Consider the following 11859-nt stretch of genomic DNA (forward strand, 5'->3'; position numbering starts at 1 on the left):
CCCCCGCCCCGTTCCGGGCCGCGACCCGGAACGGGGCGGCCCGCCCCGCCGGGTGCGCGGCCGTCAGGTCCTGAGGTTGAGGCGCCGGGCCGTCAGGTGCGGCGCTGGGCCAGCCAGGACAGGATCCGCGCCACCACCACCGGCTCGCGCAGCAGCGCACTCGCGTGCCCCGAGCCCGGAAGCACGGAGACGGTGGCTCCCGGGACCCGTGCCGCCAGCTCCCACGAGTGGCTCGGCGGCACGAAGTCCCCGGTGGAGTGGAAGAGGAGCAGATCCGCGTCCTGCGAACCGTCCCCGGCGTGGTTCTTGGCGGTCAGGTCGCGCCAGACGGCCCAGCACGCGGGCCTGGTGCGCTCGGGGCGGCACCCGGCGAGACGCTCCGCCTCGGCCCGCAGCCTCCGCTGACCGCTCGTCGCCTTCCTCCGCCCGCCGTCCACCCAGGCCCGGTAGGGCGAGGCCACCGGGGAGAGCGCGACCACCCCGGCGATCCTGCGCGCCCCGTCGCCGTACGTTCCGGCGCTCACCGCGAGGTGGCCGCCGGCCGAGGAGCCGAAGACGAGGGGGAGTTCCCCGGTGATCCCGAACCGGGCGCGGTGGTGCCGGATCCACCGCAGCGCGGACAGCACGTCCGTGCGCTGCGCGGGCCAGTGGGCCTCGTGGTTCAGGCGGTAGTCGACGTCGAAGACGGTGTAGCCGTGGGCGGCGAACCGGCGGGCCCAGCCGCTCCAGTCGCCGTCGCTCGCCCAGTGGCCGCCGTGCAGGATCACCAGCGCGGGGCCGCCCTCCCCGTACACGGTGAGGGTCTGCCGTGCGTGCCGCCCGTAAGCGAACAGCCGGGGCTCCTCCTGCTCGTGCTCGCCGCCCTGGGCGGGCAGCACACTGCCGGACAACAGCGCCCCGCACATGGCGAGACCGACGAGCGCACGTCTCATGAGCCGATGCTGCAACGAACTGCGGCGTTCGGCAGCCCGGAATGGGAAAGGGCCACCGCACCGAGTGGTGCGGCGGCCCTCTGTTCGGATGAATCCGGACAGGCGTCGATGACGCTGTGCGCTCCGCCGGTGGCCGGATACGGCCGTCGTCAGCCCCGTACCACCGAGGTCAGTGGACGTCGCCCATGAGGGCCTGGACCTTCTTGCGGTACATCCACACCGCGAATCCCGCGACCGCGGCCAGCGTGGCCTCCGCGGCGATGACCCCGGTCCGGTTCAGATCCACGCCCGCGAGGGAGAGCAGGCCCGTGGTGCAGTCGCCGGCGGTGACCGCGAGGAACCAGACCCCCATCATCTGGCTGGCGTACTTCCGCGGGGCCGTCTTCGTGGTCACGGACAGACCGACCGGGGACAGGCACAGCTCGCCGATGGTCTGGATCATGTAGATGGAGACCAGCCACATCGGGCTGACCCTGGTTCCGTCCGCGGCCATGCCCATGGGCAGCACGAACACGAAGAACGAGCCGCCGACCAGGAGCAGACCCGCCGCGAACTTCACGGCGGTGCCCGGCTCGCGGTTCCTGCGGGCGAGGTACAGCCACAGCCAGGCGAAGACCGGGGCGAGCGCCATGACGAAGAGCGGATTCAGCGACTGGTACCAGGTGGCGGGGAAGTCGATCCCGAACACGCTCTCCGCCGTCTTGCCGTCCGCGAACAGCGACAGGGTCGAGCCGCCCTGGTCGTAGATCATCCAGAAGATGGCGGCCGCCACGAAGAACCAGATGTAGCCGTTCACCTTGGACTGCTCGGCGTCGCCGAGTTCCCGGTCGCGTTTGATCCGGACCAGTACGGCGACGGGGATGACCAGGCCCGCCAGGGTGATCGGGACGAGCGCCCAGTTCAGTGTGTACATTCCGGCGGCGACCACCGCGCCGTAGAACGCGGCGGCGGCCAAGACGGCCAGCGCGGTCTTGCGTACGACGGCCCTGCGCTCCCCGGCGCTCAGCGGGTTCGGGACGACGCTGCTCTTCTCGCTCAGGTGCCTGGTGCCGTACAGGAACTGGGCCAGACCCAGCGCCATGCCGACCGCGGCGAGCGCGAAGCCGAGGTGCCAGCTGTGCTTCTCACCGACGGTGCCGATGACGAAGGGAGCGGTGAAGGCGCCCAGGTTGATGCCGATGTAGAAGAGCGTGAAGCCGCCGTCGCGGCGCGGGTCCGCCGGGCCGTCGTAGAGGTGGCCGACCATCGTGGAGATGTTGGCCTTCAGCAGACCGGAGCCGATCGCGACGAGCGCCAGACCGGCGAAGAACATCGCCTGTCCGGGCAGGGCGAGGCTGAGGTGGCCCGCCATGATCACGAAGCCGGCGACGGTGACGGTCTTGCGGGCACCCCAGACCCGGTCGCCGAACCAGCCGCCGGGCATGGCCATCAGGTAGACCATCGCGACGTAGACGGAGTAGACGGCGGTCGCCGTGGCCATCGTCATGGCCAGTCCGCCGCCCTGGCTTCCCCTGGCCGCGTCGGCGCCGCCGGAGACCAGGTACAGGACGAGGAGGGCGCGCATGCCGTAGTAGCTGAAGCGCTCCCACATCTCGGTCATGAAGAGGGTGGCCAGGCCGCGGGGGTGGCCGAAGAAGGTCTTCTCACCGATGGGGGATCCGGAGCCGCGAGGGGCCCCGGCGGTGTCCTTCGTCAGGCTGGACGCCATGTCGATCCTTGCTTGCTCGGGACGCGCGGCGCCTCGTGAGCGGGTGCGCGCCCGGTCGGGGGGAGTGCCCGGAGCCTGCGGCGGCCCCGGCACATGCGGAAGGCCGGGGATCCCCGGCCTTGCCCAGCGAAGCGACCTTCGGTCATTTGTTGCCAAAGGTCGATTAAGTACAGCTGTGAGCTGACTGCCACCATACGACACGCCGTTGTGCGGTATGGAAGAGTATGAGAGATGAATCATAGGTGTTTTGTGGATATTCGGTCGGATTCTAAGGTGACTGCCGGTCCAATGTCCCGGAAACGCAGGTCTGTGATCAAGGATCTGCCATGGCGTCACCGCCGCGGCGGGCCGGGCGTGAGGGCTTGGTGATCACCTGCCTGGCGGTCGGCCCCGCGGACTACCATCACCCCATGACCCGAGTACTGCTCGCCGAGGACGACGCGTCCATCTCGGAGCCGCTGGCCCGCGCTCTGCGCCGGGAGGGTTACGAGGTCGAGGTGCGCGAGGACGGACCGTCCGCGCTCGACACCGGACTGCGAGGAGGTGTCGATCTGGTCGTCCTCGACCTCGGGCTGCCCGGCATGGACGGCCTGGAGGTCTGCCGCAGACTCCGCACGGAGGGGCACTCGCTGCCCATCCTGGTGCTGACCGCCCGCGCCGACGAGGTCGACACCGTCGTCGGGCTCGACGCCGGCGCGGACGACTACGTCACCAAGCCGTTCCGGCTCGCGGAGCTGCTGGCCAGGGTCCGCGCCCTGCTGCGGCGCGGTGCCAGCGAGCCCGCGCAGCCCCCGGCCACCCACGGGGTGCGGATCGACGTCGAGTCGCACCGCGCCTGGATGGGCGACGAGGAGCTTCAGCTCACCGCCAAGGAGTTCGACCTGCTGCGGGTCCTGGTCAGGGACGCCGGCCGGGTCGTCACCAGGGACCAGCTGATGCGCGAGGTGTGGGACACCACCTGGTGGTCCTCCACCAAGACCCTCGACATGCACATCTCCTGGCTCCGCAAGAAGCTCGGGGACGACGCCGCCAACCCGCGGTACATCGCCACGGTCCGCGGCGTCGGCTTCCGCTTCGAGAAGAGCTGAGACGCCCGCGGCACCAGCCGCCGAACCCGGAAGACGAGCACCACAGCCATGCGCCGCCGACTGATCAACTCCACACTCGCCGTGGTGCTCGTCGTCATCGCCGTCTTCGGCGTCTCGCTGGTGATCATCGAGACGCGCACCATCGAGAACAGCGCCCAGGAGAGCGTCGACTCGGAGGCGGCCCGGCTCGCGAGCATCGTCGACGCCCGGCTCATCGGCGAGGAGCGCGTCAGCCCCGACGTGCTGCGCGAGCAGATCGACCCCGCACGGTACGCGCTGGTCGAGATCCCCGGGCGGGCCGCCATCGAGATCGGCGACCGCCCCGACGGCAATGTCATCCGCGCCGAGGCCACCGGCGACCGGGGCGAGACGGTCACCGTCGAGGAGTCGCGCTCCGCCGTCACCTCCGAGGTCACCCGCAGCCTGGTGGTCATCCTCGCCGTCTCGTTGCTCGCCGTCATAGCGGCGGTGCTGCTCGCCGTACGCCAGGCGAGACGGCTCACCTCCCCGCTCACCGACCTCGCGGAGACCGCGGAACGGCTGGGCTCGGGCGACCCGCGGCCCCGCCACCGCCGGTACGGCGTTCCCGAGCTCGACCGGGTGGCCGACGTCCTGGACGCGAGCGCGGAACGGATCGCCCGGATGCTGACCGCCGAGCGGCGGCTCCAGGCCGATGCCTCGCACCAGCTGCGCACACCGCTCACCGCGCTGTCCATGCGGCTGGAGGAGATCACGCTCACCGACGACCCGGAGACGGTGAAGGAGGAGGCGACGATCGCGCTGACGCAGGTCGAGCGGCTGACGGACGTCGTCCAGCGGCTGCTGACGAACTCCCGCGACCCGCGCACCGGCTCCGCCGTCGCGTTCGACCTCGACGAGGTGGTCAAGCAGCAGATCGAGGAGTGGCGCCCGGCCTACCGCAGCGAGGGCCGCGCCGTCGTCCGCTCGGGCAAGCAGGGCCTGCGCGCCGTGGGCACTCCCGGCGCGGTGGCCCAGGTACTGGCCTCCCTGATCGAGAACTCCCTGATGCACGGCGGCGGCACCGTCGCCCTGCGCACCCGCGTCACCGGCAACCAGGCGGTGGTGGAGGTCACGGACGAGGGCCCGGGCGTGCCCGCGGACCTCGGCGCCCGGGTCTTCGAGCGCACGGTCAGCGGCCGGAACTCCACAGGCATCGGGCTCGCCGTGGCCCGTGACCTCGCGGAGGCGGACGGCGGCCGGCTGGAGCTGCTGCAGAACCAGCCGCCGGTGTTCGCGCTCTTCCTGGGGCGCGAAGCGGACCGGCATTGAGCACAGCCCGGTGCGCGAGGCGGACCGGCGTTGAGCACAGCCCGGTGCGCGAGGCGGACCGGCACTGATTCTGCTGGTTCAGGGATGAACCAATGGTCGAGTACGTCGACGTCTACAAGCCCACCGTCGGCCACGACATGTGCCAGGGCAGCGACACGCGCTGGACCGAGCTGCTGAACACCACGATGGCCCCGGCCCGTCCGAACGCCGTCGGACAGCTGGTCATGGGCTTCGGCGTCGCCGGTCAGCTCCTCGGCCGCTCCTGACGGGGGCCCGCCCCTGATGCGGGCCCGACCTGACGAGGCCCGCCCGCGAGACGGGACCGGCCCCGCCCCGTGCGGACCCCAGGTGTCCGTGCGGGGCCGGGTCCGCAGGCCCCGGGACCCCTATCGGGTGCGGGTGCCGCTGCCCGTCCGGGAGCCGTGGTCCTCCGCGAGGAACGACTCGGCGTTCCGCACGGCCTCGCGGCCGGGCAGCGCGCGGAACACCCAGGAGCGGTACGACCAGAAACGGAACAGCGTCGCCAGGCCCGTACCGAGGATCTTGAAGAGGTTGTTCTGCAACGGGGTGTCCCAGCCGAAGCCGTACGTCGCCGCGTAGAGAACGCCGTTCTCGATCACCAGGCCCACGGCACTGAACAGCAGGAACAGCGTGAGTTCCCTGGTGCGCCCGCCCTTGTCGCGGTCACGGTAGGTGAAGTAGCGGAAACCGACGTAGTTGAAGAAGATGGCGACGACGGTCGCGACGATGCTGGCCCGCACCACCGCCAGGTCCGTGGTCTGCCGCAGCAGGTTGAACACGCCCATGTTGACGAAGAAACCCAGCCCGCCCACGGCGCCGAACTTGGCGATCTCGCGCGAGAGCTGCTGCACCTGCGTACGCAGTGCGCCCCGGTCGCTCATGGTGATCGCTCAGCCCCTGCCGTGTACGAACCTTCGGATGCGTCAACGCGGCCATGCTAACCACCCGACCGGCTGATCGCGCGATCACGCCCGGGGCCCGCGTCACGCCCGTGACGGCGCCGAACCGAGGTCCGGATACCCTGATGGAGTGACGTTTCCCGTAGTCGGCATGGTCGGCGGCGGCCAGCTCGCCCGTATGACACACGAGGCGGGCATCCCGCTCGGCATCAGGTTCAAGCTCCTCAGCGACACCCCTCAGGACTCCGCGGCCCAGGTGGTGAGCGATGTCGTCGTCGGCGACTACCGCGACCTCGACACGCTGCGTGAGTTCGCGCGCGGCTGCGACGTGGTCACCTTCGACCACGAGCACGTGCCCACCGAGCACCTGGCGGCCCTGGAGGCGGACGGTGTCGTCATCCGTCCCGGCCGCGAGGCGCTGACCCACGCCCAGGACAAGGGGGTGATGCGCGCGAAGCTCAGCGAGATCGGCGCGCCCTGCCCCCGGCACCGGATCGTGTCCGGCCCTGCGGACGTGGCCGCCTTCGCCGAGGAGGTGGGAGGCTTCCCGGTCATCCTCAAGACCGTGCGCGGCGGCTACGACGGCAAGGGCGTCTGGTTCGTCCGCACGCCTCAGGAGGCCGGGGACCCGTTCCGGGCCGGCGTCCCGGTCCTCGCCGAGGAGAAGGTCGACTTCGTGCGGGAGCTCGCGGCGAACATCGTCCGCTCCCCGCACGGCCAGGCCGTCGCCTACCCCGTCGTCGAGTCCGTCCAGGTGGACGGCGTCTGCGACACCGTCATCGCCCCCGCCCCCGGCCTCTCCGACGAGTTGTCCGGCCAGGCGCAGGAGCTGGCGCTGCGCATAGCCGGGGAACTCGGCGTCGTGGGCCACCTCGCGGTCGAGCTGTTCGAGACCCGTGACGGCCGGATCCTCGTCAACGAGCTCGCCATGCGCCCGCACAACTCGGGGCACTGGACCCAGGACGGCGCGATCACCTCCCAGTTCGCCAACCACGTCAGGGCCGTGCTCGACCTGCCGCTCGGCGACCCGCGCCCGCGCGCGAAGTGGACCGTGATGTGCAATGTCCTCGGCGGCGACTACCCGGACATGTACCAGGCGTACCTGCACTGCATGGCGCGTGATCCGCAGCTGAAAATCCACATGTACGGCAAGGACGTGAAGCCTGGCCGTAAGGTCGGTCACGTCAATACCTACGGCGACGACCTCGACGAGGTGCGCGAGCGCGCCCGTCACGCCGCCGACTACCTGCGAGGGACGATCACCGAATGAGCCCTGTTGTCGGCATTGTGATGGGATCCGACTCCGACTGGTCGGTCATGGAGGCCGCCGCCCAGGCCCTCGACGAGTTCGAGGTCGACTACGAGGTGGACGTCGTCTCCGCGCACCGCATGCCGCGCGAGATGATCGCGTACGGCGAGGAGGCGGCCGGCCGCGGCCTGAAGGTGATCATCGCCGGTGCCGGTGGCGCCGCCCACCTGCCGGGCATGCTCGCCTCGGTCAGTCCGCTGCCCGTCATCGGCGTGCCCGTCCCGCTGAAGTACCTCGACGGCATGGACTCGCTGCTCTCCATCGTCCAGATGCCGGCCGGTGTCCCGGTCGCCACGGTCTCGGTCGCGGGCGCTCGCAACGCGGGCCTGCTGGCCGTCCGCGTCCTCGCCGCCTCAGACGCCGAACTGCAGTCCCGGATGCGGGAGTTCCAGCAGGAGCTGAACGAACAGGCGACGGAGAAGGGCAAGCGGCTGCGCACCAAGGTCGAGGGCGGGGCGTCCTTCGGCTTCGGGAAGTAGCCCATGCCCCCGACGTCCGCAGCCTCCCCCGGGTCCGCCGCGCCGACCGCGTCCCCCGCGCCCACCGGTCACCTGGCGCGGGCACGCGAACTGCTCGCCGCGTACCCGGTCGTGGACGGCCACAACGACCTGCCCTGGGCGCTTCGCGAGCACGTCCGCTACGACCTGGACCGCCTCGACATCGCCGCCGACCAGACCGGCACGCTGCACACCGACATCCCCCGGCTGCGGTCGGGCGGCGTCGGCGCGCAGTTCTGGTCGGTGTACGTGCGCTCCGACCTGGCCGGCGACGAGGCGGTCAGCGCCACGCTCGAGCAGATCGACTGCGTGACGCAACTGCTCACGCGGTACGGCTCGGACCTGGCCCGCGCCCTGACCGCCGGCGACATGGAGAAGGCCAGGGCGGAGGGCCGCATCGCCTCCCTGATGGGAGCCGAGGGCGGCCACTCCATCAACAACTCGCTGGCAACGCTGCGGGCGCTGCACGCCCTGGGCGTGCGCTACATGACGCTCACCCACAACGACAGCCTCGCCTGGGCGGACTCGGCCACCGACGAGCCCAGGGCCGGCGGGCTCTCCGCCTTCGGCCGTGAGGTCGTACGGGAGATGAACCGCTGCGGCATGCTCGTGGACCTCTCCCACGTCGCCGCCACGACGATGGGGGACGCGCTCGACACGAGCGAGGCTCCGGTGATCTTCTCGCACTCGTCCGCGCGGGCGGTCTGCGACCACCCGCGCAACATCCCGGACGACGTACTGGAGCGGCTGCCCGCCAACGGCGGCGTCGCGATGGCCACCTTCGTGCCGAAGTTCGTCCTCCCGGCCGCCGTCGCCTGGACCCGGGCGGCCGACGAGAACATGCGCGCCCACGGCCTGCACCCGCTGGACACCACCCCCCGGGGCATGGAGGTGCAGCGTGCCTTCGAGGCCGCCAACCCCCGCCCCGCCGCCACCGTCTCCACGGTCGCCGACCACCTCGACCACATGCGCGAGGCCGCCGGCATCGACCATATCGGCATCGGCGGCGACTACGACGGCACCGCCTTCGTCCCGGCGGGCCTCGACGACGTCTCCGGCTATCCCAACCTCGTCGCGGAACTGCTGCGCCGTGGCTGGTCCGCCGCCGATCTGGCGAAGCTCACCTGGCAGAACGCGGTGCGTGTGCTCGGCGCCGCCGAGGACGTCGCCAGGGACCTGAGGTCCCGCAGGGGGCCGTCCAACGCGACCCTGGCCGCACTGGACGGTGCCCCGGACGCGCCGGGCGCGTGAGGGCGGCCCGCCGGTGCTGACGCGGGCCGGGACGGCCCGCGTCCTCGCCCGCTCCCGCTGACGGCCGGCCCGGCCCCGCTCCCCAGGCCGCGGGCGCCCCGGGTCATGACCGGCAGAGGCAGAACGGGTGCCCCGCCGGGTCCGCGTAAACCCGCCAGGAGCGCGTGCCGCCGCCGTCGTCCAGCAGCCGGGCGCCGAGCGCGAGCACCCGCTCCTGGGCGGCCTCGAGATCGGTGACGGTCAGATCGAGGTGGTACTGCTGCGAGGCGTCGGGCCGTGGCCACTGCGGCGGTACGTGCCCGGGGGCGTGCTGGAACGCGAGCGTGGTGCCCGTCTCCGTCCTCAGGTCCACCCAGCCCTCTTCGCTCGCCTCCGTCTTCCCGCCCAGCACCTCGGCGTAGAAGGCGGCGAGCTTCTGCGGATCGGGACAGTCGAGAACGACGGTCCCCAGGGTCGCGACGGCCATGTCGAAGGCTCCTCCACGTAGGCATCGTTGACCGCGTCTGTTACCGGTATTCGCCCGCAACAGGTAACGGTTACTGCATACTCCCGCACAGGAGGTAACGTCGCAACCATGTCGACGGAAAGAGCCCCGGCCCCCGGTGGGCTCGCCCTGGTCGAGGCACTGGTGAACACGCTGGACATCGCCTCGGGAGCGGACGCTCTGGACACGCCGGAGGGCAGGGCGGAACTGGGCATGACGGAGGCGGACGTCGGCGTGGCCAGGGAACTGCGGGAGGCGCTGCGGGCCGCGTGCAGGGCACACGCGGGCGAGGACATGCCGGAGCGGGCGCGCGCGGACCTCGGCCGCCTGCTGTCGGCAGCCCCGCTCCGGCTGGAGTTCGACACGGGGGGCGCGGCGTCGCTGCGCCCCGCCGGCCCGGAGTCACTGGCCGCGCGGATCGCCCTGGCCGTCGCGACAGCGGTCGCGGACGGCACCTGGAGCCGGCTCAAGGCATGCGAGTCGGAGACCTGCCGCTGGGCCTACTACGACCGCAGCCCGGCGGGCCGCAGCCGCTGGTGCACGATGTCGGTGTGCGGCAGCCGCGCCAAGATGCGCGCCTACCGGGCCCGCCGCACGGGGAAGGGCTGACGGGCGCGGTTCGCTCAGGCCTGGGGACGGCCCATCGCGCGGTACGTCCAGCCCGCCCCGCGCCACAGCATCGGGTCGAGCGCGTTCCTGCCGTCGAGGATCAGCCGCTCCGCGACGACCTCGCCCAGCTCGGCCGGGTCCAGCTCGCGGAACTCGCGCCACTCGGTCAGGTGCAGCACGACGTCCGCGCCCCGCGCCGCGTCCACGGCTGTGTCGGCGTAGCCGAGGGTGGGGAAGACCCGGCGGGCGTTGGTCATGCCCTTGGGGTCGTACACCGTCACCTGGCCGCCCTGGAGGTGGATCTGCCCGGCGACGTTCAGCGCCGGGGAGTCGCGTACGTCGTCCGAGTCGGGCTTGAAGGTGGCGCCCAGCACCGCGACGCGCTTGCCGAGGAAGGAGCCGCCCCCGACGGCCTCCCTGGCCAGCTCCACCATGTGGCCGCGGCGGCGCATGTTGATGGAGTCGACCTCGCGCAGGAAGGTCAGCGCCTGGTCGGCGCCCAGCTCGCCGGCCCGTGCCATGAAGGCCCGGATGTCCTTGGGCAGGCAGCCGCCGCCGAAGCCGATGCCGGCCCGCAGGAACTTCCTGCCGATCCGCTCGTCGTGGCCGATGGCCTCCGCGAGCTTGACCACGTCGCCGCCGGCCGCCTCGCAGACCTCCGCCATCGCGTTGATGAAGGAGATCTTCGTGGCGAGGAAGGAGTTGGCGGAGGTCTTCACCAGCTCGGAGGTCGCGAAGTCCATCACCACGAAGGGCGAACCCTCGGCGATCGGCGTCTCGTACACCTCGCGCAGCAGCTTCTCCGCCCGCTCGCTGCGCACCCCCACCACGATCCGGTCGGGGTGCAGGGTGTCCTGCACCGCGAAGCCCTCGCGCAGGAACTCCGGGTTCCAGGCGAGTTCGGCGTCGGCGCCCGCGGGGGACAGGTCCGCGAGCAGCTTCGCCAGCCGGTCCGCGCTGCCCACCGGCACGGTGGACTTGCCGACGACCAGCGCCGGGCGCCTGATCTGCGGCGCGAGGGCGGTGAAGGCGGCGTCGACGTAGCTCATGTCGCAGGCGTACTCGCCGTGCTTCTGCGGGGTGTTGACGCACACGAAGTGGACGTCGCCGAACTCCCCGACCTCCTCCCAGGAGGTCGTGAAGCGCAGCCGCCCGCTGGAGCCCTCGAAGCCCTCGACGTGCCTGCGCAGCAGCTCCTCGAGACCGGGCTCGTACATGGGGGTCTTGCCGGCCGCCAGCAGCTCGATCTTCTCGGGCACGATGTCCAGCGCGAGCACCTCGAAGCCGAGGTCGGCCATGGCGGCGGCGTGCGTGGCGCCGAGGTAGCCGGTGCCGATCACGGTGATCTTGAGGGCCATGTGAGGTGCTCCTGTGTACGGGCGTACGGGCTCGGGCCGATCCGGGTGGCTCGGGGTGCGCTGACCGAGCATATCCGGGGCCCTCGGAGGGCAGTGTTCCGCCGCTCGCCCGCGTGTGGTCCCCGCCCACCGGGCGCCGGCTCCCGGACCCGTCCGCCTCCCGTCCGCCCTCCCGTGCGCTTCTTGTCGGCAAACTCACGTACGCCGGACGGGTCGGTCTGCCTAGAATTTGATTACTTAACGGTAGTTAACTTCGAGGGAGTGAGAGAGCCTTGGCGGGTTCCACGGATTTCGACCTGTACCGGCCGTCTGAGGAGCACGAGATGCTCCGGGAGTCGGTGCGTGCGCTGGCCGAGGCGAAGATCGCTCCGTTCGCGGCGGAGGTGGATGAGGCCGGGCGGTTCCCGCGGGAG

13 protein-coding genes are annotated in these 11859 nt (G+C 71.5%); 8 read left to right on the forward strand and 5 right to left on the reverse strand.

Annotated elements, in window-relative coordinates:
• Positions 1-92: 92 nt before the first annotated feature.
• Both GUY61_RS26590 and GUY61_RS26595 read right to left on the reverse strand, forming a co-directional pair.
• Positions 93-932 carry an alpha/beta hydrolase gene (locus GUY61_RS26590; protein WP_166632780.1) on the reverse strand — a complete coding sequence of 280 codons (840 nt, stop codon included), beginning with the start codon at positions 930-932 and terminating at the stop codon, positions 93-95.
• Positions 933-1101: 169 nt separating this feature from the next.
• Positions 1102-2640 (reverse strand): peptide MFS transporter, encoded by a 1539-nt coding sequence (locus tag GUY61_RS26595; protein WP_166632781.1) that lies wholly within the window; start codon positions 2638-2640, stop codon positions 1102-1104.
• A gap of 410 nt (positions 2641-3050) precedes the next feature.
• Between GUY61_RS26595 and GUY61_RS26600 the strand changes: the two genes are divergently transcribed.
• The 3 genes from GUY61_RS26600 to GUY61_RS26610 all read left to right on the forward strand — a co-directional run bounded on the left by GUY61_RS26600 (position 3051) and on the right by GUY61_RS26610 (position 5284).
• Positions 3051-3728 carry a response regulator transcription factor gene (locus tag GUY61_RS26600; RefSeq protein ID WP_166632782.1) on the forward strand — a complete coding sequence of 226 codons (678 nt, stop codon included), beginning with the start codon at positions 3051-3053 and terminating at the stop codon, positions 3726-3728.
• 48 nt (positions 3729-3776) lie between these two features.
• Positions 3777-5018, forward strand: a complete 1242-nt coding sequence (locus GUY61_RS26605; RefSeq protein WP_166632783.1) for an ATP-binding protein — start codon at positions 3777-3779, stop codon at positions 5016-5018.
• Positions 5019-5110: 92 nt separating this feature from the next.
• The gene (locus GUY61_RS26610; RefSeq protein ID WP_166632784.1) at positions 5111-5284 is read left to right on the forward strand and encodes a hypothetical protein; all 174 of its coding nucleotides are present in this window, start codon (positions 5111-5113) and stop codon (positions 5282-5284) included.
• 120 nt (positions 5285-5404) lie between these two features.
• On the opposite strand, the gene GUY61_RS26615 is transcribed toward GUY61_RS26610, so the two are convergent.
• Complete coding sequence (locus GUY61_RS26615; RefSeq protein ID WP_166632785.1) at positions 5405-5920, reverse strand: GtrA family protein; 516 nt, start codon at positions 5918-5920, stop codon at positions 5405-5407.
• 148 nt (positions 5921-6068) lie between these two features.
• On the opposite strand from GUY61_RS26615, the gene GUY61_RS26620 reads away from it, so the two are divergent.
• Genes GUY61_RS26620 through GUY61_RS26630 form a run of 3 tightly spaced genes read left to right on the forward strand, consistent with a single transcriptional unit; the run spans position 6069 to position 8995 of the window.
• Complete coding sequence (locus GUY61_RS26620) at positions 6069-7208, forward strand: 5-(carboxyamino)imidazole ribonucleotide synthase (RefSeq protein WP_166632786.1); 1140 nt, start codon at positions 6069-6071, stop codon at positions 7206-7208.
• Positions 7205-7726: a 5-(carboxyamino)imidazole ribonucleotide mutase gene (gene purE / locus GUY61_RS26625; protein ID WP_166632787.1), complete on the forward strand. Its 522-nt coding sequence runs from the start codon at positions 7205-7207 to the stop codon at positions 7724-7726. Before GUY61_RS26620 ends, purE begins: the two co-directional genes overlap by 4 nt.
• Positions 7727-7729: 3 nt before the next feature.
• Positions 7730-8995 (forward strand): dipeptidase, encoded by a 1266-nt coding sequence (locus GUY61_RS26630; RefSeq protein ID WP_166632788.1) that lies wholly within the window; start codon positions 7730-7732, stop codon positions 8993-8995.
• A 103-nt stretch (positions 8996-9098) separates the two neighbouring features.
• Here GUY61_RS26630 and GUY61_RS26635 read toward each other — a convergent pair whose 3' ends face one another.
• Positions 9099-9461 (reverse strand): VOC family protein, encoded by a 363-nt coding sequence (locus GUY61_RS26635; protein WP_166632789.1) that lies wholly within the window; start codon positions 9459-9461, stop codon positions 9099-9101.
• 108 nt (positions 9462-9569) lie between these two features.
• Here GUY61_RS26635 and GUY61_RS26640 point away from each other — a divergent pair, with 108 nt between their 5' ends.
• Entirely contained in the window at positions 9570-10088 is a 519-nt protein-coding gene (locus GUY61_RS26640) for a CGNR zinc finger domain-containing protein (RefSeq protein ID WP_166632790.1), read from the forward strand.
• Positions 10089-10102: 14 nt separating this feature from the next.
• Here GUY61_RS26640 and GUY61_RS26645 read toward each other — a convergent pair whose 3' ends face one another.
• On the reverse strand, positions 10103-11446 hold the full coding sequence (locus GUY61_RS26645; RefSeq protein WP_166632791.1) for a UDP-glucose/GDP-mannose dehydrogenase family protein: 1344 nt from the start codon (positions 11444-11446) through the stop codon (positions 10103-10105).
• 272 nt (positions 11447-11718) lie between these two features.
• On the opposite strand from GUY61_RS26645, the gene GUY61_RS26650 reads away from it, so the two are divergent.
• On the forward strand, positions 11719-11859 hold a 141-nt coding region (locus tag GUY61_RS26650), incomplete at its 3' end, for an acyl-CoA dehydrogenase family protein (RefSeq protein WP_166632792.1).

The sequence above is a fragment of the Streptomyces sp. GC420 genome (genome assembly GCF_009916105.1).
Taxonomy (GTDB): Bacteria; Actinomycetota; Actinomycetes; order Streptomycetales; family Streptomycetaceae; genus Streptomyces.